The organism is Aestuariibacter salexigens DSM 15300, assembly GCF_000429145.1.
Lineage (GTDB): Bacteria > Pseudomonadota > Gammaproteobacteria > Enterobacterales > Alteromonadaceae > Aestuariibacter > Aestuariibacter salexigens.
The window spans coordinates 256,994-278,443 of the sequence record NZ_AUBH01000006.1; the positions used below are offsets into that span (position 1 = coordinate 256,994).

A 21,450-nucleotide genomic window follows, 5' to 3' on the forward strand; every position below is an offset into this window, starting at 1 on the left:
CGTCAAACAATTCCTTAAGAAAACATGCAGTTGATCGGATACACTACGCGACATTCACTTGCTTTGTCGCACATTTCGATAAGATTACGCGACAATCATAACATCTCTTGAAAGCATGAAGCGAGGCACAAAAAAACCAACCGGCGCCAGCGGGTCATTCCGGATCATAAGCGGTCAATGGCGAGGCCGAAAATTACCTGTTGCCGACTTGCCGGGGTTGCGGCCAACCACTGACCGGACGCGCGAAACCTTGTTTAACTGGTTAATGCAAGATGTGAGAGGGGCACGCTGTCTTGACCTATTCGCCGGCGCAGGCAGCCTGGGCTTTGAGTGTTTATCTCGAGGGGCTCAGCATGTGACCTTTGTCGACACTAATCGTGTTGCCTGTGCGCAGCTGCATGACAATCTAAAAACTTTACGAGTAGATAAACAATTCGCCACAGTTATTGAGGGTGATGCGCTGTCGCAACTAAACACTATGCAAGACAGCGTTGATCTGGTTTTTATTGACCCGCCTTTTCATCAGCAACTTTGTCAGCCTTGCATTGAGCAGCTTGCACAATCTTCTATTCTCGCACCCGAAGCCCTGGTCTACGTTGAACATGAGGCGCAGCTCAATTCACTCGCCACTCCAGCGCATTGGCATTTGCTCAAGCAAAAGCGTACGCAACAGGTGAGCTATCAACTTTATCTGGTGAACCGAAATGACACATAAACCCAACGGCAGCGGACTGACTAGATTGGTGCGCGCGACCGAATGTTCGATGAAAGGCATTGCCAGTGCCTGGCGCGATGAAGCCGCATTCCGTCAGGAGTGTGTGTTAGCGGTCATATTAATACCAGTGGCTCTTTGGCTTGGGGAGACACCCTTGGAGATCAGTCTGCTCATCTCATCACTGCTGTTACTATTGGTGGTCGAGAGCCTAAACAGTGCGGTTGAAGCCGCGATAGACCGGATTGGGCCGGAACATCATCCCTTATCGGCAAAAGCGAAAGACTTGGGCAGTGCCGCAGTATTTTTCACCATGCTGATAATTGCTGTGTTGTGGATACCCTTTTTCTGGCAAAAAATTACACCACTGTTGTAACAACGTTACTCCATCTCCAGACCAATATTGCTCATCTTTTCTGCCGTTGCCATCGCTTTGAGGGAGAGTATCGAGGCTTTTTCCCTGCGCATATCCTTAAGCGAATTTAACAACTCTGATTGAAAAGCAATTTCCCACTGCATCAGAGGATGAGACTTCACGTCTGCGTCACTGAGTTCGCCCTCAGCGCTAAATTCAATAAAAGCTTCAACTGAACCCTGAGATAGCTTGCTTACCACGACTGCGCCCTGCGGATCCTCACCCTGTAAGAGTAACAAGGTCGCAGACATCGACATGCCTGTGTCAATCGCTGGATATACACCAAAGGTGTCATGATCGCTTGCATCAGGAATAGCCAGTTCGACTTTTTCCAGCTGTACTGGCAGATTAATTTTCGCACCTGGGGTATGCAACCACTCCCATACCAGGTCAGTACAGGTACGCAAACACTTGGCATCACCTGTGTCGGTGATATCGCAAAATAATGCGTAGTTAGGCAGCATTCGTTCCAGCAATGTGGCGCAGAACGCCACTGCCCGCCAGTCTTGCAACTCTCTTACCTGCTGGAAAATTGTCAGTCTATTTTTCATAGTTAATTATCATCAAATAAAAGGCTCGGGTATCCGCTATATCTAAATTGAGAAACCTAAGCCTAGACTTTTCGTCGATTTTAGCTTTAATAGTAAAACAAAACATTACAACAAGGTGTAAAGGCGATGAGTTTAATGACGGTTGCAGAAGTGGCGGAATTTTTGGGCGTGCAGGATCTTCGTGTGCAACGTCTGGAGCGCGAGAGCCTGTTAATCTCAAAAGATAAAGACTCAGAGGGTAATCCGTTGTTCGACCGCCAGGACGTTGAAAAGTACAAAGAACTCGCCGAACGCCTTGGCGGTATTTGACAGTCGGTCGCCCGTTAACTGTCAATAACAGCTCGGGCAATTGTTCTTATGCCATGACCTGTAGCACCGGCCGCATACATGTTATCAGCACTGCCGTTATACGCTGCCGCCAGATCAATATGTACCCATCCCTGTCCTTGATTAGCGACAAAACGCGATAGAAAGCCAGCCGCGTTAGAGGCTCCGCCGCCGCCGCCACCTTTTTGCGGACGGCTATTAGCAGTATCAGCAAAGGCCGACGGGCACTTTTCCTGATGCCATGGTTCAAGTGGCAACGGCCAATGAGGCTCGCATTCAAGCTCAGCGCTTTTCATTACAGTATCGCGGGCTTTTTCATCGAGACTGAATACCGCATTGTAGTCACCGCCTAAGGCAACTATTGCTGCGCCAGTCAGTGTTGCTGCATCGATGATCAGTGGCGCACCGGTCTCACTTGCTGCCATCAGACCATCCGCCAATACTAGTCTTCCTTCTGCGTCGGTATTGACGATTTCGACCGTAACGCCGTTCTTATAAGTGATGACATCACCCAGTTTATAGGCATGACCACTTATCAGATTCTCTGCACAACATAAAAACAGACGCACTCGCTTCTGGACTTTTTGGCTGACCAGTAATCCCATGGCACCAGCCACTGTTGCAGCGCCACCCATATCACATTTCATGGTCAGCATGCCTTCGCTCGATTTAATACTGTATCCGCCACTATCAAACGTAATTCCTTTGCCGACCAGCGCGGCATCAACCGGGGCGTTGTCATCGCCGCCAGGGTTATAATCGACCTCCAGTAACACTGGTGGGCGCTCACTTCCTCGACCAACCTGATAAATACCTGCCCAGCCAGCTTTTTGTAATTCTTCTCCCACACAGGTTTTCACAGTTACTGACGCACCACCCAAATCACTCAACCAGTTAGCTACCTGCTCGGCAAGTGATTGCGGCGAGCATTCCTCGGGTGTCTGATTAATCAGATCTCTGGCAAATTGATACGCCTTAAAACGCTCTGACAGAGTGCTTTTATGCTCATCATCGCACCAGCCAATCTGTTCCGTTCTTTTGGCAGTACTGAAGCTCATGGCAAACGCCCACTGCTGCTCAGGATGCCAGCTCCCAGTGAGCTTTACTGAACGCGGATTGAGGGCCTCCAGTTGCCGACCCGCTTTTTTCACCTGCCTCAGATTCAGTTCTTCGTCCGCCAGATGGATAGTCGCAGTATCTCCGTCAAAGGACAGCATGGCTTTATCGTTCCAAGCTTCAGAAGCAGGAGTGGTAGATAAGCGTATGTAAAGTTGTGACATGGTTTCACTCTTTGTGTCTCATTTAGAAACATTAGTGTAAAGGATCGCAGCAGTGCTTTAAAATGCTGTGGTTTGATGATGTAAAGATGTCACCGTATGCAATATGATCCTCCTCTGACCAAAGCGACATTACTCAAGCGCTATAAACGTTTCCTGGCGGATGTGCAGCTTGAAGATGGCCAGATTCTTACCGCACACTGTGCTAACACGGGCGCCATGACAGGTTGCGCCGAGCCTGGATTTACCGCATGGCTGCATTTTCACAATAATCCTAAACGTAAGCTCCCCTGTTCGTGGGTACTTGCCGAGAACCACCGCGGTGAGATGATTGGCATTGATACACATATGGCTAATGAACTGGTACACAAGGCTTTACTTGAGGGCAGACTTGAACCACTTAGTGGATACGACACTGTTAAACGGGAGGTATCTTATGGAACGCAGCGTAGTCGCATTGATTTCTTATTGGCCTCAGAAAATCGTCGAGATTGCTATGTAGAAGTTAAATCAGTGACCCTGTGTACCGACGGTCACACAGGCCTGTTCCCCGATACGGTCACAGACCGAGGACGTAAGCATCTCCTTGAACTCACCGAGATGGCCAGACAGGGACACAGAGTGGTACTGATTTACTGCGTGCAGCATACCGGGATCCAACACGTCTCGTTACAAAATACTATCGACCCGGCCTACACTGAGACATTGCTTTCAGCCCAGCAGCAAGGGCTTGAAATTTATGCCTTTGGTTGCGAATTGAACCAAAAAAATAGCTATATAAATCAACAACTCCCAGTCGAGATGTAAAAAATCTGTTGAAAAAAAAACTGGTGACGCCATATTTGCGTCCTTGATTTTTTCGGTCGCCCGTCGATTCAACGCCAACAGCGTGCACGCGGGTAGTCGCAAACCCTGACAAGACCGTCACCATAAAATTGCCTGTTCGTCAGCATTTTGCTATAGATAGCCGACTGTGCAGTTTTGCAGTGGTGTCGTAGTGTAGGAGAAATGGCACATGCCAACAGGAAAAGAAAACAAGTCAGTTGGACTTCTGGCACTAGCGGGTCTCGAACCTTATCAGGAGAAAGACGGCGAAGAATATATGGGCGAAAGTCAGCTACAGCACTTTCGTCTGATACTTAAAGCATGGCGCGATCAATTGCGTGAAGAAGTCGATCGTACCGTCACGCACATGAAAGACGAAGCCGCCAACTTTCCTGATCCAGTAGACCGTGCTGCGCAAGAAGAAGAGTTTAGTCTTGAATTGCGCACCCGTGACCGTGAACGTAAGTTAATAAAGAAAATCGAGAAAACGCTCAAGCGAATAGAGGAAGATGATTTTGGTTTCTGCGATGCTTGCGGTATCGAAATCGGCATCCGTCGACTAGAAGCGCGTCCCACCGCCGACCTGTGCATCGACTGTAAAACGCTGGCGGAAATCAAAGAGAAGCAGTTACAAGGGTAACGCAACGCGAAAAAGGCTGCCCTCGGCAGTCTTTTTTTGTGGACTGCCGGCATGCCTCATAGCAACACCTCTTCATCCTATATTGGTCGCTTTGCACCCTCCCCCTCCGGCGATCTGCATTTTGGCTCCCTGATTGCTGCACTTGGCAGTTACTTACAGGCAAGGGCGAACGCCGGTCAATGGCGCTTACGTATCGACGACATTGACCCACCTCGTGAGGTAACAGGTGCTGCAGATTCGATACAACGCACCCTTGAAGCGCACGGGCTGTATTGGGATGGGCCCGTTGTATACCAGTCTTCGCATCATCAGCGTTATCAGCAAGCTTTGAACAAATTGCAGGAAAATGATTGTTTGTACTCCTGCGAGTGCACGCGAAAACGGATTAAAGGTATAGGTGGTTCATATGATGGACATTGCAGGATGCTGGGTCTGTCACACATCGATAACGCGCTAAGAGTGCATAACCCTTCTCCGGTGACGGCATTTCATGACAATCAACTCGGCCCGGTGAAAATAGATGACCGCGTGGCTAGCGAGGATTTTATCGTGCGCCGCAAGGATCAGCTTTTTGCTTATCATCTTGCCTGCGTCGTAGACGAACACGATATGGGAATCACAGAAGTGGTGCGCGGCAGTGATTTGTTACTGCCCACGGTATGCCAATTATCCTTATTTGCGATGTTTGACTGGACTCCGCCTGCCTACCGACATTTACCAGTCGCAATATCACCATCTGGTAGTAAATTTAGTAAGCAAAACCATGCCCGGCCATTGGACAACAACGGGGCAAGTGCAAACCTCTTTGCGGCACTTAAATTTTTACGTCAACCTTTGACGCCAGACAGCCAACATGCACCGGTCGAAGAGCTACTTGAACACGCAATTGAGAACTGGCAGCCCGCTGCGATACCCATCACACGCGAAATCGTTGTCGAGTTGGCTGAATAGCCGTATCATAAGCGACCTTCAAAGCCCGACTTATCAACGCGTTCTGTTTTTATAGGAGACGTCGCCATCATCACGCGAGTGTTAAAAAAGGTTAGACAGGTGGTTTCCGGCCAGTCCGCCTCTGGATTGTCAGCGGTCGTTATCCCCCGTGCTGAGCACAACATCTCTCGAGACGATATCAGTGACAATGCGCTTAAGGTCTTGTACCGACTGGATAAAGCAGGGTTCGATGCCTATTTGGTGGGCGGCTGCGTGCGTGATTTGATGCTTGGCTTGCATCCGAAAGATTTTGATGTAGTCACCAATGCGACCCCTGAGCAAATCAAGGGTCTGTTCCGTAACTGTCGACTTATCGGGCGACGTTTTCGCTTGGCCCACATCGTATTCGGCAGAGAAATCATCGAAGTCGCGACATTTCGCGGTCACCACGAGCAGAGCGAGCCAAAAGATAAAAGCCATCAGGGTGAACAGGGACAGCTTCTGAGGGACAACGTATTTGGTACTATCGAAGAAGATGCTGAGCGCCGAGACTTCACCATAAACGCAATGTATTACAACATTGCGGATTACTCAGTGACAGACTTCGCTAACGGTATTAAAGCCATTAAGCAGCGCCGCATTGAATTAATCGGCGACGCCGAGACGCGCTACCGTGAAGACCCAGTACGTATGTTGCGCGCGGTCAGATTCGCGGCCAAGCTCAACATGAACATCAGTGACGCGACCGGTAAACCCATTGTAAAACTGGGGCATTTGCTTACTCATGTGCCAGCAGCACGATTATTTGAAGAAGTCATCAAATTACTGATCTCCGGCAACGGGCTGCAAACGTTTAAGCTGCTGCTGGAATATAAGTTATTCGGTTATCTGTTCCCCCATATTGCTCCGCAGTTAGACGATCCGCAAAGCCGTGAATACCGGTTCATCCAAAAAATTCTGATAAACACCGACAACCGCATCAATACAGACCAGCGCGTGACGCCGGCATTTACCTATGCAGCAATGCTATGGTATCCAATTGAAGAGCGCAGCCAGCAGTTGACGTTCGAATCCGGACTGACACAACATGATGCGTTTAACATTGCCATGAATGATGTGCTTACGGAACAAATCCAGCGGATCATGATACCGAAGCGGTTCAGCACGTCCATGCGTGAAATATGGCAGCTTCAACATCGCTTGCCGAAGCGATTTGGCCGTCGAGCCTACCAGCTTCTCGCCCATCCTAGATTTCGTGCTGCATACGACTTCCTATTAGTCAGAGCTGAAGTTGAGGGAGGTGAACTGGTCGAGTTAGCAGAGTGGTGGACCGAATTCCAGGATGCCTCCAATGACCACAAAAAGGCGATGCTTGAGAGCCTGCGTCGCCAGGAAGGCAGACGTGGTGCACCGCGTCGACGACGGACGCGCCGCAAGAAGGCCCCAACCTCGGGATCAAATGCACAGTAATATATTTCTCGGTATTGGCGCTAATCTGGGCGATCCTATACAACAGGTTATAGCGTCATTACGACTGCTATTTAACTATCCGGCAGTTGAACTTATTGACGTTTCTTCGCTTTATCACAGCGCGCCTATGGGCCCACAGCTCCAACCAGATTATGTCAATGCGGTAGCACAGATTCATTGCACTTTGAATGCACATGATTTGCTCGATGTTCTGCAAGACATTGAGCAACAAAGCGGACGAGTGCGTAACGGTGAACGCTGGGGACCGCGTACCCTTGATCTTGACATGTTGCTATTTGACAACCATACCTACAACACTCAGCGTCTCACTGTGCCCCACTACGGCATGCGGGAACGGGCGTTTGTGTTGTATCCACTCGCTGAGATTGCGCCACAGTTAGTCATGCCAGATGGGACGCCGATTTCGTCGTTGCTGGAACAGTGTCATGACTCGGACCTGCGTATTGGCCTGACACGCGAGAATGTCTGGCAACAGATCCGGTCATAGTCTGGCATTCGTGTCGAAAATCCGTATAGTGCCAAGCGTTGTTTAAATGAGTAAGTGAAGATGAAAAAAGTCACCACTGCTACGTTATGTAAAATGAAACAAGACGGCGACAAGATCACCGTACTGACCGCCTATGACACCAGTTTCGCCAAGCTCTTTGACGAACAGGGCATAGACGTTTTATTGATTGGTGACTCACTGGGTATGGTGCTGCAGGGCCACGACGATACCCTGCCTGTCAGTGTCGATGACATTTGTTACCACACCACTGCAGTGCGACGAGGTGTTAACCGCGCGCTGGTGATTGCTGACATGCCATTCATGTCCTACGCAACTGTCGAGCAAACGTACAACAACGCCGCTAAACTGATGGCGGCGGGCGCACAGATGGTCAAACTTGAAGGTGGGAGCTGGCTGTTAGAAGCGATATCCGGTCTTACCGAGCGTGGCATTCCTGTATGTGGACACCTGGGCCTGACTCCCCAGTCTGTACATGTTCTGGGCGGCTTTAAAGTACAAGGCAGAGAACAAAAACAGGCTGACAGCCTGGTTGAGCAGGCTATTGCGCTGCAAAACGCCGGCGCTCAGATGTTGGTACTGGAATGTATTCCTCGTGCACTGGGACAGCGTGTCACAGAGGCGGTCAATATCCCGGTTATTGGCATTGGTGCGGGTCCTGAGACTGATGGTCAGGTTCTGGTTATGCATGATATGTTGGGGATTAGCGCCAACTACATGCCAAAATTTTCTAAAAACTATCTTCAGCATACCGGTGATATTCGTGACGCCGTCAAACACTATATCAAAGAAGTACGCGAGGGGTCGTTCCCTGGTCCCGAACACAGTTTTGAATAAGGTTTAGTATGCAAACCATTAGCGACATACTGACACTGAGAGAAAAACGCCGTGAGTGGCAGCTCAAAGGTCAAAAAATAGCGTTTGTCCCCACCATGGGGAATTTGCACGATGGCCACTTGAAATTGGTTAAGGAAGCCAAAAGGCATGCAGAAATTGTCGTGGTATCCATCTTTGTTAATCCTTTGCAGTTTGGACCCGATGAAGATCTTGATGCCTATCCGAGGACACTTGAGCAAGACAAACAGGCACTCGTCGAACTCGGCGTTGATGTGTTGTTTACCCCCAGCGTAAGCGCGATTTATCCGCGCGGCCTGGAACAACAAACGTTTGTAGAGGTGCCGGGCATCTCCTATATGATCTGCGGAGCCAGTCGTCCAGGACACTTTCGTGGTGTTGCCACAATTGTATGCAAGTTGTTTAACATGGTGCAGCCTAATCTGGCATTTTTTGGCGAGAAAGACTTCCAGCAGCTTCAGGTCATCCGCGCCATGGTGACGGATTTATCAATGAATGTTCAGGTTTTTGGCGTACCTACCGAGCGCGAACACGATGGTCTGGCTATGAGCTCTCGTAACAACTACTTGAGTGATGAAGAACGTCAGATTGCACCGGTTTTATACCAATGCTTGCGTACTCTTGCTGACAATATCGAGTTGGGCCGCAGGGATTTTTCAGCACTTATCAGTGAGCAGAAAAACGTCCTGTCAGACGCAGGCTTTAAGCCTGATTATCTTGAGATCCGCGCAGTTGACTCATTACTTCATCCTGGACATGAAGAAACTGAACTGGTCGTGCTAGGCGCGGCATTTCTGGGTAAAACGCGCTTAATTGACAATATCAGGGTGACCCTTAAATCCTGACCAGAACTCGCTGCCGCCTGCTCATGCAGTAAGCGGCAGATTGCCTGCGACGAGATCTTTCCAGACCCGAGTTTTTGCAGCAAGCTGGTGCTGCTCCTGCAAAATATTTTCCAGGTCCTGTTCGGTAGTCAATGGGTTGGCAATCACCACCCGAAATACAGTGATGGTTTGCTGTTGATATGTCTCGCACTGTAGACGGGTACGCGACACAAAAGACTTACCGGCTTCACGTTGCGCTTTTTGCACGTTGACCGTCAGCTTATCCAGCTGAGCATTGTACGCTTGATGATTATCGGCCTGCTTAGCCATCCGCTGTTGTACACTCTCGGGGTTTACCCGATAGGTCAACAGTGACAATGTGGGCGCCGTAATCAATTCAAAATCCGGATGCGCATCTATCATCTGCGCAAATCGTTGCGCTTTTTCAATACTCTGATCAATAAGCAACTCATAGCCCTGACGACCGAGTATGTGCAGACTCGCGTATACCATCATCGCCATGCCATTACGCGATCCTTCGAGAGTCGTCGCCCCTAAGTCTTTTGAGCCGGTGCGTAGTATATATTGAGCATGGTGTCGAACCGCATTGGCGTGATTAGGATCTTTAAACAATGTCATCCCTGCGCCCATAGGCACATACATCTGCTTGTGTGCATCCAGCGTGACCGAATCCGCCCGCTCAATACCTTTCAGGATACCTTTGTACTTGTTGGAAAACAGTGTTGCACCACCCCAGGCGGCATCAACATGAAACCAGCAGCCAATCTCCTGAGCGACATCAGCCAACTCATCAAGAGGATCAACATGGCCTGTTTCTGTGGTACCAGCAATGCCGACCAGAGCCAATATTTTATTGCCACGGGCTTGGTAATCTTTGGCTAATTGCAGTGCTTTTTGTGGAGAAAGCCGTTGTGTAGGACAGTCAATAGTAAGCATTTGCTCACGGCCAATGCCAAGTAAATCAACCGCCTTTGAAAGTGAATAGTGTCCACGACGAGATGAAAGCAACGCCACGTCGTTGACGCCATAATGGCGATAGGCTGCAGCCAGACCAGCCCTAGCCACGCCCGTGAATCCGGGCTGTGGGCCGAGCATCACATTGCGCGCGACCCATAACGCCGTCATATTTGCGACCGTACCACCAGAGCAAAATGCACCCAGTGCGTATTCAGCACTGTGCAAATATTTATCGTAGAATGCCGCATCACGGTCAAAAACCAGATTGTGCATCATGCCCAGAACCTGCCGCTCTAAGGGCGTAAACGCCTTAGACGTTTCAATTTTAACGAGGTTCTGATTCAATCCAACCAGCAGTTTTGCCAGCGACAGATGAAAATACGGTAAGGCACTGGTCATATGCCCGATAAAGGTCGGTGAGTAGGTATTGACGGAATTGGACACCAGTTTATCCATCAGCACTTCGGTGTGCGATGACACAAACTCTGGCGTTTCCGGCACGTGAGCATCAGCAAAATTGCGCTCGATCTGTTCAAGCGACATTTTTTTAGTGACCACATGCTGAGACAGAAAGTCGGACACATTGTCAGACAAATGTTTTTCCATCTCGGCCAGCTTGGAATCTTCCCGCTCGGGTTTGGTAAAAACCCGCACCAGGTGTTCCAGACTGACTTCTGCTTTACTCAATGCCGAATTCCTGTATTTAAATTTTAGGGGCGAACTTTACCTCACTTACACATGAATACCAATGACCACCGCGCATGGTTTACTATCAGTGTGTTAAATATTATCGCCGGCCGCCTAAATGTGTTTATTCTGCTATAGTCAAGTTAAGCACATGGAGTCGGGTTAACAACCAGCATGCGGGGAAGCTTGCGCCGTTAAGAAATAGCAGTCATGCAGATCAGGGAAATTACTAAAACATTCGACGTGTCACGGGTTGTGCCTTACTTTCAACCCATTATGGATTTGTCTAACCAATGTGTATGGCATTATGAGTGCCTGGCACGTCTTATTAATGACGGCCAGCAAGCATTTTTACCCAGTGATTTTTTGTATCTAATTGAACGTCAAAACCAAACGCAACTGCTGACCGAATCTGTGTTTAGTCAGTGCCTTGCGTATTTTCGGCATGCAACCGTACCCTGGCATATCAATCTGCATAGCCAGGATATTGTTCACCGTGACACCCAGAATTATCTGTTTGACTGTTTAAACAGCTACCCGAAAAGACACAACATTATTTTTGAGATCACTGAGCAAGCCGTCATTGATGAACCGAATAAAGTGAGTCAGTTTATTGAACGTTGCCGAACGCTGGATGTAGGTGTCTACATCGATAACATAGGCTCTGTACCAACGAATAATATTTCACGGCTTCTCGAGCTTCCGGTTGAAGGTATTAAAGTCAGCGGAAATCTGACCAAACAAATGGTAGAAAATAAGCAGGCGGCCGACTTTATCGATAGCCTGTGTGAGCTGGCAGCAAAACGTCATATTCATGTGGTGGCTGAGCACGTCGAAGATGAAAACGTACTAAACAGTGTGCTTAAAATGGGCTTCAAATACGCTCAGGGATATCACTTCAGCTACCCCGCCGCGCAAGTACAACACGCGAGCTAGAAGGTTTTAAGCCGCCACAGCGTTTGACCTGCGCTATTGTACTTGCGTTCAAAAGGGGTTAACGGTACGTCAGGCACAAACGATTCTACCGACGAAGAAACAGCATAATGACAAAGGCTTTGTTTAAACTCGTCCAGATAAAGCCGCCAGTTACTTCGCACTTCTATCACACCTCCAAGGGCCACGAACGTAGGGAATGATGGCCCGGCATGCCAGCGCTTCTGAACTTGTCTGGCTTTAGGATAAGGGTTTGGATACAACAGGTAGTGGTGGCTCAAAGTCCAACCATCGTTATGCAGAAGACGCCATAGATCAATGACATCCGCACGGATCACACAATAGTTATCCTGCTCGTTACCGTAATGCATGTGTTTATTGGTGCGCATGGCCGATTTATCGACGCCAATGACAGGGCTATCAGCATGACGCCGTGCAAGCTTTGCCGTGCTCTCTCCAACACCGCAGCAGGAGTCCAGTACTACTGTGCCGCGATAGTTACCCAGCCAGTCAAGTAGCTTCTCGTAAGCCTCTTGGGTCGGGGAGCCAATCGGCCGATTAAACTCAGACTGTTGGTAACGCGTTACCAATCGGTCCAAGGACTCATGAGGCTCATGCTGGCTGGTGACAATTTCACTGTCTCGTCCGGTATGCATTTAACTGCGTATACCCGTACCACGTTGCAACAACACATAAGCGACGCTAAACAGCACGGCATTAAAAACGACCAGTAATCCCATTGCGGTCAGGTAATTAATATCTGATACGCCAAGAAAGCCATACCTGAAACCATTCACCATATATACGATGGGGTTCACTTTGCTTACCCATTGCCAGAACTCAGGTAACAATGTCAGTGAGTAGAATACCCCACCAAGATAAGTCAACGGCGTGAGTACAAAGGTAGGTACAATAGACACGTCATCAAACGTCTTAGCGAAGATCCCGTTGATGAGTCCGGCGGTAGCAAACAGTGTGGCCGTCAGCAACAGCGTAAACACCAGTACCGCAAAGTTGTGAATCTGTACATCAACAAACAGCATCGACACCAGAGTAACAATAATGCCAATTAATATTGCGCGTGCCACACCACCGCCAACATAGCCAAAAATAATAACCCAGGTAGGTACAGGTGATACCAGTAGTTCTTCGATGTTGCGCTGGAATTTAGCACTGAAAAACGACGACGATACATTGGCATAGGAGTTGGTAATCACGGACATCATGATCAGGCCCGGTACAATGAACTCCATGTAGCTGAATCCACCCATTTGACCGATTCGACTGCCTATCAGATTGCCAAAAATCACAAAGTACAATGTCATCGTGATGGCGGGAGGAACCAGAGTTTGCACCCAGATACGCAAAAATCGGGTGCATTCCTTAATCCATATGGTCGACAGTGCAATCAAATTACGATTAGCCATTCGCAACCTCCGCTTTACGACCATCTTCCACCAGACGCACAAACAGCTCCTCAAGACGATTAGCTTTGTTGCGCATACTCATGACCTGAATGCCCTGTTCGCTAAGCTGACTAAAGACTGGGTTTAAACCGCTCTCTTTGGCAACGTCAACTTCTAACGTGTGATCGTCTATCATGCGATGCTCAAACCCATCAATTGCCGGTGTTGGCCCATCAGCGGCAAGATCCAGCACAAAGGTTTCGACATTAAGCTTCGCCAGCAGCGATTTCATACTGGTATTCTCAACGATCACCCCTTTATCAATGATGGCGATATTACGGCACAACGATTCGGCCTCTTCCAGATAGTGCGTTGTAAGGATGATAGTAATGCCCTGCTTGTTTATCTCTGTCAGAAACTTCCACATCGAGCGACGGATCTCGATATCAACCCCCGCCGTGGGCTCGTCCAGGATCAACATTTTAGGTTCGTGCATCAATGCTCTGGCTATCATCAAGCGACGTTTCATGCCGCCGGATAACTCCCTGGCCCGATCATTTCGTTTTTCCCACAGATCCAGCTGGCGCAAGTATTTTTCTGCGCGCTGCCTGGCTATATGTCTGGGTACCCCGTAATAGCCTGCCTGATTCACTACGATCTGCAGTAATGTCTCAAACTGGTTAAAATTAAACTCCTGTGGCACCAATCCAATACATGATTTGGCAGCAACCATCTCAGTGTCGAGCGAATGACCAAATACCGACACCTGTCCTTCGCCTTTGCTTACCAGCGAACTGATGATACCGATGGTGGTGGATTTACCCGCCCCATTTGGCCCCAGCAACGCGAAAAAGTCGCCTTGTTGGACAGTGAGATCAATACCATTGAGTGCGACCGTACCGTTAGCATAGGTTTTTTTTAACGAGCTAATTTGCAGTGCTTTCATTACGATGATTCATGTTGTTCTGATAATCCAACGTGTTGCATCGCCACGTCAGGATTTTGATTGAAGGCTAACATTGGTATGGTTATACCATTAATCAAGGCTTCTGGCTCAAATTGCTTGCCCGTGAAGCCTTTACATTAACCTCTACAAACAGGTCCATATATGGCTCACATGTCACCATTACCGGCAACAACGTCTCCGCAACTGGCCGACGATTTTGCAATTTTTGAACGTATTCTGGGGTTTGTCCCAAACAGCTTATTAACCATGCAGCGCAGACCTGAGATTGTAAAAGGGTTTGGCGTACTGACCAAAGCAGTCATGTCGCCTGACGGCGAGGTCGACCTTGGCTTTAAGCGTTTACTTGCACATTTCGCCAGTAGAGCAGCAGGCTGCCAATATTGTGAAGCACACTCCCTTATTGCAGCCAAAATACATGGTATAAGCGATGACAAGGTTGCCGCGGTTTGGGAATACCAGCAATCCCCTCTGTACAGTGACGCAGAACGCGTGGCCCTTGATTATGCATTAGCAGCAGGTTCGGTACCTAACGCCGTTGATGAGCCACTCATGGAACGTATGAGAGCTCACTGGACTGAAGACCAAATCGTCGAAATTCTAGGCGCTATTTGTCTGTATGGATTTCTCAACCGTTGGAACGATTCGATGGCTACCGATCTCGAAGAAGCGCCTAAAGCGCTTGGCGAGGACGTGCTTGCCAGCGGGGGGTGGACCGGCGGCAAACACGTTAAGTAAGTACCTTTGATGACGAGCACAGCTTACTGTTGCTGTGCTGTCATCACACCAGTGCCTTGTTGCAAACGGACACTCACGCGTCTGTCAAAAAAGTCACCCTCCCAGCTCTGGTTTTTGCTAACCGGCGCAGATTCACCATAGGCTACAGTTTGTAACTGTTTGGCTGCGACGCCCTTGGCCAATAAGTATTGTTGTACTTCGTTCACCCGGCGTTTTGACAAATGCTTGTTTTTTGCATCATCGCCACGGCGATCCGCATAGCCTGAAAGTATCGCATTTAGCTGTGGGTTAGCGGTCAGGGCATCAGCAATAAGGTCCAGCTGTTCGATGAAATGCGGCTCCAACTTTGCCGAGCCGCTACGAAATTGAATCTGACTGACCAACTCAGGAGACAAGGTTTCGATGCTGGTTTCCATCGATACCAGTTGTAACTGGGACTGCCGCTCTACTTCCTGAATGTCTTGCTGTAATGCCAGCAGTTGTGATTGCAGTCTCTGCTGATGTTGCTGGCTGTCTGCCAACGCCAAATTGGCGTCGGCCAGAGCCTTGTCATTTTCAACATCTTCGGCAATGAGCAAGCCAATCAGACCGGCTACCGCTCCCCCCACTGGCCCAGCGACAAGAGTGCCGATGACGACGCCGGAACTCAGTCCAACCAGATCAGAATACGATTCTTTTTCAGCTGCTACAGCACTACATGACAGACCAGCACAAATTGTTAAGGTTAAAAGTTGTTTTTTCATGAGGCGTTTCCTTTTGTGTGTTGACGATGTCATTACACCTCACTCATAAGGCAGGAGAATGTGCAGCTGATGGCAATGTGATGATCAATTGTGGCAGAAAAATGGAATTTGACCCCGGCCCATCGATTTGCACGATTTTTTCATTATAGTGGTCGACATGGCCACAACATCTCAGCCTTCATGACAAAAACCATCGCATTAATTGAAGACGATCCAGCAATCCGAGAGAATTATTCAGCCGCTTTGAAGAAACAAGGTTACGAAGTACTTACTTTCAGCAAAAGAGTTGAAGCTGAGGAGTCGCTGCTAGACAATTTACCGGATTTAGCGATTGTTGATATTGGTCTTGAAGAGGACCACGACGGCGGATTTACGCTTTGCCAGCAGCTCAGAGCCAAGTCAAAAACGTTGCCTATCATTTTCTTTACTGCCCGAGACAATGATTTGGACACCATCTGTGGATTGCGCATGGGTGCAGATGATTACCTGACCAAAGACATTAGCCTGCCTCATCTACTTGCGCGGATAGCGGCTCTGTTCAGGCGCTCAGCTTTGATAGCCGAACCCGTTCAGTCGACGTCACTGATCACAGCAGGGAAACTGTCCATGGACAGCGATCGCATGCGCGTCACATGGGACGGCAAAGAGGTCTCACTGACGGTCACTGAATTTTGGATGCTGTATGCCATTGCCAAACGCCCCGGACATGTCAGAAGTCGCCAGCAGTTGATGGATGAATCCCGGATGGTGGTAGATGACACGACCATCACCTCCCATATCAAGCGTATTCGTCAGAAGTTTGCTGCCATGTTTGACGATTTTGATCATATTGAAACCGTTTACGGTATGGGCTATCGCTGGAAGCCATGATGCGCATTAAAGTCAGTATTCGGGTCAAACTTTTATTCATTTCGGTGCTGCTGTTCGCCATTCCCTGGCTTGGGTATCAATATGTATGGGAGTTGGAGTCATACCTGCGGGCCGGGCAGGAACAGACTATGGTCGGCACCGCCCGCGCTGTCGCTACTGCGTTACATGAGCGCCCTTCGTTATTCGATAATCAGGCGGCGTACCTGGCCGATGTGCGTCCGGGAACCGACCTGTATGCGCATAAAATTATGGAGCCGATTCAGCTAGACGGCAGGCTTAACGATTGGTTCGACTATCAACATTACATGCTCAGTTATGAGCAGGCCAATCTGGTTCAGGAGTTTTTACCCTATCAGCGTGAAAGTCTGCACTTCCGTCATATGGTTGGACAGTATCAACAATTTTTATATGCCATGTTTGAGGTCACCGACAACCGTGTAGTTTTCCGTCACCCGGATAGCCTGAGGGTCGATCGTAATGACTACCTGCAGCTCGCGATGATCAATCCGCAGGGTGAGTTTAACCGCTTTGTTGTGGCACCCTACGAAGACGGGTGGGTGAATGCTTACTTACTTGAAAACGATGAGAATTCGATACGGGCCATTACTCCTGAAACACGAATTCAGGGTTACTGGCGAAGCACTGAACAAGGTTACACAGTGGAATTACGGTTTCCATTGTCCATGGTAGACAGCAATATTGCTTTTGCCATTGCTGACGTCGACGATAACAGAACACGCCAACCACAATATATGATCGGCACAGCAGACCCTGCCAAACAGGATGCCCTCGGCACGGTGCTGGTGCCGTCCCCGCAAATTGAAAACATTCTAAAGGGCCTGCGTTACTCAAATTCTCGGGTATGGGTAGTGGATAAGCACATGCGGGTGTTAGCGAGGTCTGGCGATATTCTCTCGGCAACGGGTATGCGCCCGTTGCCGGAGACAACAACGCAAAACTGGTTGCAATATATTGAGCAGCGCTGGCTGTTACCGCTTTATTATCAGGTGTTGACTAAGCCGCCGGCAAATTTCGTCGACGAGCTTGAAGGCGCAACGTCACTGAAAGGCAATGATATTTTACAGGCATTGAACGGTACTCCTGCCTCGTTATGGCGGCTCAGTCCCGATAATAAAGCGGTTATTTTGTCAGCCGCACACCCCATCTATATTAATGAGCAGGTCATGGGTGCCGTCGTCGTAGAACAAACGACGAATGGTATTCGCACAGTGCGCAATCGTGCGCTGGAGAGACTTTTTCACGTTATTCTTGCCGTTATGTCCTTAACGACACTGGCGTTACTGCTGTTTGCGTCACGAATCTCCAATCGTATTCGAGCACTGCGGGACCAGACGGAAGCAGCCATTGACCCACGCGGAAAAATTATTGGTACGGTTACGCCCAGTGAGTCAGGTGATGAAATTGGCGATTTAAGCCGTACTTTCCATACCGTATTGGATAAACTGACACAATATAACGCCTATCTGGAGCACATGGCATCAAGACTGTCTCATGAACTGCGGACGCCCGTCGCCATCGTCAACTCTTCACTAGAAAATCTTTCACTAAACCAGCAGGACGAGGAAGATCAGCCGTTTATCGAAAGAGCCAAACAGGGTACGCAACGACTAAGCAGGATCCTGCAAAGCATGAGCGAGGCGACGCGTCTTGAACAGGCGATTCAGCACAGCGATAAGGAAACGTTTGATGTTAATGATGTGGTGAAAGGTTGTGTTGAAGGCTACCGTTACGCGTACCCATCGAATACATTTAGCTTCGTCGAGTCAATAAGCAACCTACCTCTCGCCGGGGCTCCCGATCTGTTTGCCCAAATGCTGGACAAGATTATTTCCAATGCGGTCGACTTTAGTACCCCCGAATCAGACATCCGGCTTCACCTGTGGAAAAAAGGCACATCATCATATTTGAGTATTACCAACCTGGGGACACCTCTGCCGGACAACAGCCATTTGCATTTGCTTGACTCCATGGTATCAGTACGCAATGAATCACAGATGCAAGAAGGCCATCTGGGACTGGGGCTTTATATCGCACGGATTATTGCTGAATATCATGGCTGTGCAATTGGTATTGAGAACCTGCCCGACCATACAGGCGTCTGTGTTACGCTTTCTATACCCGGGCATTGATGACACGAGTAGGTTGATGACTGACAAGCGATTTGTTGATCCAAGACTGCAGGAAAAAGAAGGTGAGTTTGAACGCCTGCACCTTAATAACTTTGACATCATGAGTTATGCACATAACATCATGCAGCGTGTATCCCAATATGGCAGCGATATACCCGCTCATGATGAAGATCTTGGGGCATTGCAGCGCAGTTTTGACGTAACGCTTGCGCTTACTCAATTTAACGATGATATGCAGGGTCGCATCGACGTCACAAGGCATTTACTGGAAGCAAATAACATAGCCAACGCAACCAAAGCGCAACTTCTGGCTAGCAGCCTGCAATGTATTAATCTGTGGCGAATTCTGAATGACATCCCTGTCGATTTGCAAGATAACGATGAGGTTACTGCATCTATCCGCATGCAAATGACACAGCACAGTGACATTTGGCAAAACCTGCTAGAAGAGCTGTCACTTAACAATAACGGAAGAACTTGAGCGCATTAAAAGTGCTGTTTTATGGTGTCCATATCACACGTCACCACAGAGACATTCTCGTAACCGATTCGAGTTAACGCCTCAGCAGAGAGTTTCGCACGTGCAGATGTAGCGCAGTGCAGATATATGGGACGAGCAGGATCTTTTTCCAGTTCCAACATTTTCATTTCGAGCAGACCACGTGGAATATTGATAGCGCCATTCGCCGGTTTGACCTGGTGTTCTGCAGGCTCTCGAACATCAATCAACAAACCATCGTTGCTTTCTATTTCCTGTTTTGCCGTTTTCGCATCAATGAGTCGCAGGCCTTTAGCCGCCTCATTGAGTAGTTCAGGAATTGATTTCAACATAATATCTTCACTTAGTAGATGTGATTTACATTAGTTTAAGCTAATATGTAATAGCTAAACTGTCAAGATTTGTGAGATGCAGATGATTCCAGATCCTAATGAAATGGCCAAAAATGCTAAGCAGGCAGAGCAATTTCTGAAACTGCTGGCGAATCAAAACAGACTGATGATCCTGTGCAATATTATGCAAAGAGAAATGAGCGTATCTGAGTTAAATCAACATGTGCCTCTTACCCAGTCGGCGCTTTCACAACATTTGGCCGCGTTGCGTCAGGCCGGTCTCGTTGACACCAGGCGTGAAGCAAAGTCCATTATCTACCGGATCTGTGACCAGCGTGCTGCATTAATCATACAGACGCTTTATGGACTTTTTTGTCATCCTGATACCGAAGATACCTCCACAAAGTAAGCGTTCACTTCTTTAAAACGCTTTATATTTACTGCCTATAAAATAACTATGAAAAGCAAACAGCGTTTTTCGATAGTGTTTATTCATCGCTATTTCTGTACCCCAAACTATCCGCATTCCCGTGCCTTTTTGTTCGCCAGTTAGTTGCTTCTACCGCCTAAGATGTTTCTCAACCTGCTGTGTTTTGCGCTGACATATCTTGTTTCTGACTTCTTTCTATCTCTCCAAGGCAAATCATATGACACCGGTATCTTTTTTGGTTCATAAGATCGTCCACTACGCAGAAAAACGCTGGAAACAAAATGACACCGGTATCATTCAATGCTTAAATAAGTACAACAGCGAGCCAAATAAATATAAAGAGCAAGATGCGTGACCACAATCAATGATGTTGCCCGCTATGCGGGCGTCGCCAAAAAAACCGTCTCGCGGGTATTAAATAACGAGCCAGGCGTGAAGCCTCAGACGCGAGAATTGGTTAAACAGGCGATGGCGACACTTGGCTATGTGCCAAGCGTCTCAGCAAGAAGACTGGCACAGCAACGAGCAAACAGCATCGCACTGGGCTATTGCCATGATGCAACGTCTTTTCCGGGGCTGTTTCAAAGCATGGCGCGATTGACTGAGTCGATAGCCACTATGCATGGAATAGATACCTTACTATGCGCTGAGGGCCGCAACAACGAACCAAGCATCAGTAAGATATTAACGCAGTTCACGCAACGAAGCGTAGACGGCGCAATATTATTGCCGCCCCTGTCAGACGACCTGACTTTAGTGAAAATTTTGCATGAAGCAAAGGCACCCATGCTGCGAATAGGCTGCTGTCATGGCGTCACTGAACATATCCCATCCGTAGCTCATCACATTGAACAAGCCGCGAATCAATTGGCAACACATTTACTTCAGCTAGGTCATCGACATATCGGCGTAATTAGCGGTGACTCTGAACAAATAAGCAATCAGCTCGCGCTAGAAGGGTTTCTGAGTGCCTGTCGTAAGCACAACATACATCACCGCCAGCAATTTTACACAGAAGCCAATAGAACGTTGTCTGGCGGTTATCAGGCAACGGAAGCGTTACTGTCTCTTCCTCAGCCCCCCACAGCTATTGTTGCATTTAACAATGAACTTGCCGCCGGTGTCCTGGCGCTTTCGGCAAGATGGGGGCTTAACATCCCCGACGATCTGTCTGTGTGTTGTATCAGTGACGGCAGTGCCACCGAACAACAGTTGATGCCAGTTACACACAGCTCGCTCATGGAGGAGTCTCAAGTAAAAACTGCGATAGATGAATTCTTAACGTCACTTAGAAACGCCCAACATCAACCGCAAATCAATAGCCTGCAACCACGTCTTAACGACCACGGCACGACCGCTAAACTGTAG

25 protein-coding genes are annotated in these 21,450 nt (G+C 48.5%); 17 read left to right on the forward strand and 8 right to left on the reverse strand.

The window, feature by feature from the left end; translation table 11 throughout:
* The first annotated feature begins 115 nt into the window (after positions 1 to 115).
* Both rsmD and G441_RS0111490 read left to right on the forward strand, forming a co-directional pair.
* On the forward strand, positions 116 to 715 hold the full coding sequence (gene rsmD, locus G441_RS0111485; RefSeq protein ID WP_026376485.1) for a 16S rRNA (guanine(966)-N(2))-methyltransferase RsmD: 600 nt from the start codon (positions 116 to 118) through the stop codon (positions 713 to 715).
* Positions 705 to 1,088, forward strand: coding sequence for a diacylglycerol kinase (locus tag G441_RS0111490; RefSeq protein ID WP_026376486.1), 384 nt, complete (start codon positions 705 to 707; stop codon positions 1,086 to 1,088). The genes rsmD and G441_RS0111490 overlap by 11 nt, the downstream gene beginning before the upstream one ends.
* Before the next feature lie 5 nt (positions 1,089 to 1,093).
* On the opposite strand, the gene G441_RS0111495 is transcribed toward G441_RS0111490, so the two are convergent.
* Complete coding sequence (locus tag G441_RS0111495) at positions 1,094 to 1,678, reverse strand: YjaG family protein (protein WP_026376487.1); 585 nt, start codon at positions 1,676 to 1,678, stop codon at positions 1,094 to 1,096.
* A 126-nt stretch (positions 1,679 to 1,804) separates the two neighbouring features.
* On the opposite strand from G441_RS0111495, the gene G441_RS0111505 reads away from it, so the two are divergent.
* Positions 1,805 to 1,987 carry a hypothetical protein gene (locus G441_RS0111505; protein WP_026376488.1) on the forward strand — a complete coding sequence of 61 codons (183 nt, stop codon included), beginning with the start codon at positions 1,805 to 1,807 and terminating at the stop codon, positions 1,985 to 1,987.
* A 14-nt stretch (positions 1,988 to 2,001) separates the two neighbouring features.
* On the opposite strand, the gene pepB is transcribed toward G441_RS0111505, so the two are convergent.
* Positions 2,002 to 3,285, reverse strand: coding sequence for an aminopeptidase PepB (gene pepB, locus G441_RS0111510; protein WP_026376489.1), 1,284 nt, complete (start codon positions 3,283 to 3,285; stop codon positions 2,002 to 2,004).
* A gap of 96 nt (positions 3,286 to 3,381) precedes the next feature.
* Here pepB and sfsA point away from each other — a divergent pair, with 96 nt between their 5' ends.
* The 7 genes from sfsA to panC all read left to right on the forward strand — a co-directional run bounded on the left by sfsA (position 3,382) and on the right by panC (position 9,373).
* A complete protein-coding gene (sfsA, locus tag G441_RS0111515; protein ID WP_026376490.1) occupies positions 3,382 to 4,089 on the forward strand; it encodes a DNA/RNA nuclease SfsA in 708 nt (235 codons plus the stop codon).
* A gap of 208 nt (positions 4,090 to 4,297) precedes the next feature.
* Positions 4,298 to 4,747, forward strand: coding sequence for an RNA polymerase-binding protein DksA (gene dksA, locus G441_RS0111520; protein WP_026376491.1), 450 nt, complete (start codon positions 4,298 to 4,300; stop codon positions 4,745 to 4,747).
* A gap of 51 nt (positions 4,748 to 4,798) precedes the next feature.
* Positions 4,799 to 5,698 carry a tRNA glutamyl-Q(34) synthetase GluQRS gene (gene gluQRS, locus G441_RS0111525; RefSeq protein WP_026376492.1) on the forward strand — a complete coding sequence of 300 codons (900 nt, stop codon included), beginning with the start codon at positions 4,799 to 4,801 and terminating at the stop codon, positions 5,696 to 5,698.
* A gap of 141 nt (positions 5,699 to 5,839) precedes the next feature.
* Positions 5,840 to 7,147 carry a polynucleotide adenylyltransferase PcnB gene (gene pcnB / locus G441_RS0111530; protein WP_026376493.1) on the forward strand — a complete coding sequence of 436 codons (1,308 nt, stop codon included), beginning with the start codon at positions 5,840 to 5,842 and terminating at the stop codon, positions 7,145 to 7,147.
* A complete protein-coding gene (folK, locus tag G441_RS0111535; protein ID WP_026376494.1) occupies positions 7,137 to 7,655 on the forward strand; it encodes a 2-amino-4-hydroxy-6-hydroxymethyldihydropteridine diphosphokinase in 519 nt (172 codons plus the stop codon). The genes pcnB and folK overlap by 11 nt, the downstream gene beginning before the upstream one ends.
* A gap of 60 nt (positions 7,656 to 7,715) precedes the next feature.
* Positions 7,716 to 8,510, forward strand: a complete 795-nt coding sequence (gene panB, locus G441_RS0111540; RefSeq protein ID WP_026376495.1) for a 3-methyl-2-oxobutanoate hydroxymethyltransferase — start codon at positions 7,716 to 7,718, stop codon at positions 8,508 to 8,510.
* A gap of 8 nt (positions 8,511 to 8,518) precedes the next feature.
* Complete coding sequence (gene panC / locus G441_RS0111545; RefSeq protein ID WP_026376496.1) at positions 8,519 to 9,373, forward strand: pantoate--beta-alanine ligase; 855 nt, start codon at positions 8,519 to 8,521, stop codon at positions 9,371 to 9,373.
* A gap of 21 nt (positions 9,374 to 9,394) precedes the next feature.
* Here panC and panP read toward each other — a convergent pair whose 3' ends face one another.
* Entirely contained in the window at positions 9,395 to 11,017 is a 1,623-nt protein-coding gene (gene panP / locus G441_RS0111550) for a pyridoxal-dependent aspartate 1-decarboxylase PanP (RefSeq protein WP_026376497.1), read from the reverse strand.
* A 210-nt stretch (positions 11,018 to 11,227) separates the two neighbouring features.
* Here panP and G441_RS0111560 point away from each other — a divergent pair, with 210 nt between their 5' ends.
* Positions 11,228 to 11,953, forward strand: coding sequence for an EAL domain-containing protein (locus G441_RS0111560; RefSeq protein ID WP_026376498.1), 726 nt, complete (start codon positions 11,228 to 11,230; stop codon positions 11,951 to 11,953).
* Here the strand turns inward: G441_RS0111560 and trmB are convergent.
* The 3 genes from trmB to G441_RS0111575 are packed head-to-tail and all read right to left on the reverse strand — an operon-like array spanning position 11,950 to position 14,302.
* Positions 11,950 to 12,606 carry a tRNA (guanine(46)-N(7))-methyltransferase TrmB gene (gene trmB, locus G441_RS0111565; RefSeq protein WP_026376499.1) on the reverse strand — a complete coding sequence of 219 codons (657 nt, stop codon included), beginning with the start codon at positions 12,604 to 12,606 and terminating at the stop codon, positions 11,950 to 11,952. The genes G441_RS0111560 and trmB overlap by 4 nt on opposite strands.
* Positions 12,607 to 13,377, reverse strand: coding sequence for an ABC transporter permease (locus tag G441_RS0111570; protein ID WP_026376500.1), 771 nt, complete (start codon positions 13,375 to 13,377; stop codon positions 12,607 to 12,609). It lies immediately after the preceding gene.
* Positions 13,370 to 14,302 (reverse strand): ABC transporter ATP-binding protein, encoded by a 933-nt coding sequence (locus tag G441_RS0111575; RefSeq protein WP_026376501.1) that lies wholly within the window; start codon positions 14,300 to 14,302, stop codon positions 13,370 to 13,372. Before G441_RS0111575 ends, G441_RS0111570 begins: the two co-directional genes overlap by 8 nt.
* A 162-nt stretch (positions 14,303 to 14,464) precedes the next feature.
* Between G441_RS0111575 and G441_RS0111580 the strand changes: the two genes are divergently transcribed.
* The gene (locus G441_RS0111580; RefSeq protein WP_026376502.1) at positions 14,465 to 15,058 is read left to right on the forward strand and encodes a carboxymuconolactone decarboxylase family protein; all 594 of its coding nucleotides are present in this window, start codon (positions 14,465 to 14,467) and stop codon (positions 15,056 to 15,058) included.
* A gap of 23 nt (positions 15,059 to 15,081) precedes the next feature.
* On the opposite strand, the gene pdsO is transcribed toward G441_RS0111580, so the two are convergent.
* A complete protein-coding gene (gene pdsO, locus G441_RS0111585; protein WP_026376503.1) occupies positions 15,082 to 15,801 on the reverse strand; it encodes a sortase-associated OmpA-like protein PdsO in 720 nt (239 codons plus the stop codon).
* 180 nt (positions 15,802 to 15,981) lie between these two features.
* Between pdsO and pdsR the strand changes: the two genes are divergently transcribed.
* The 3 genes from pdsR to G441_RS18570 are packed head-to-tail and all read left to right on the forward strand — an operon-like array spanning position 15,982 to position 19,302.
* A complete protein-coding gene (gene pdsR, locus G441_RS0111590) occupies positions 15,982 to 16,671 on the forward strand; it encodes a proteobacterial dedicated sortase system response regulator (RefSeq protein ID WP_026376504.1) in 690 nt (229 codons plus the stop codon).
* Positions 16,671 to 18,821, forward strand: coding sequence for a proteobacterial dedicated sortase system histidine kinase (gene pdsS, locus G441_RS0111595; protein ID WP_026376505.1), 2,151 nt, complete (start codon positions 16,671 to 16,673; stop codon positions 18,819 to 18,821). Before pdsR ends, pdsS begins: the two co-directional genes overlap by 1 nt.
* 16 nt (positions 18,822 to 18,837) lie before the next feature.
* Positions 18,838 to 19,302, forward strand: coding sequence for a hypothetical protein (locus tag G441_RS18570; protein WP_051275553.1), 465 nt, complete (start codon positions 18,838 to 18,840; stop codon positions 19,300 to 19,302).
* A gap of 5 nt (positions 19,303 to 19,307) precedes the next feature.
* On the opposite strand, the gene G441_RS0111605 is transcribed toward G441_RS18570, so the two are convergent.
* The gene (locus G441_RS0111605; protein ID WP_026376506.1) at positions 19,308 to 19,652 is read right to left on the reverse strand and encodes a rhodanese-like domain-containing protein; all 345 of its coding nucleotides are present in this window, start codon (positions 19,650 to 19,652) and stop codon (positions 19,308 to 19,310) included.
* Positions 19,653 to 19,734: 82 nt separating this feature from the next.
* Between G441_RS0111605 and G441_RS0111610 the strand changes: the two genes are divergently transcribed.
* Together G441_RS0111610 and G441_RS0111620 are read left to right on the forward strand one after the other, a co-directional pair.
* A complete protein-coding gene (locus G441_RS0111610) occupies positions 19,735 to 20,061 on the forward strand; it encodes an ArsR/SmtB family transcription factor (RefSeq protein ID WP_026376507.1) in 327 nt (108 codons plus the stop codon).
* A 372-nt stretch (positions 20,062 to 20,433) separates the two neighbouring features.
* Complete coding sequence (locus G441_RS0111620; protein ID WP_026376508.1) at positions 20,434 to 21,450, forward strand: LacI family DNA-binding transcriptional regulator; 1,017 nt, start codon at positions 20,434 to 20,436, stop codon at positions 21,448 to 21,450.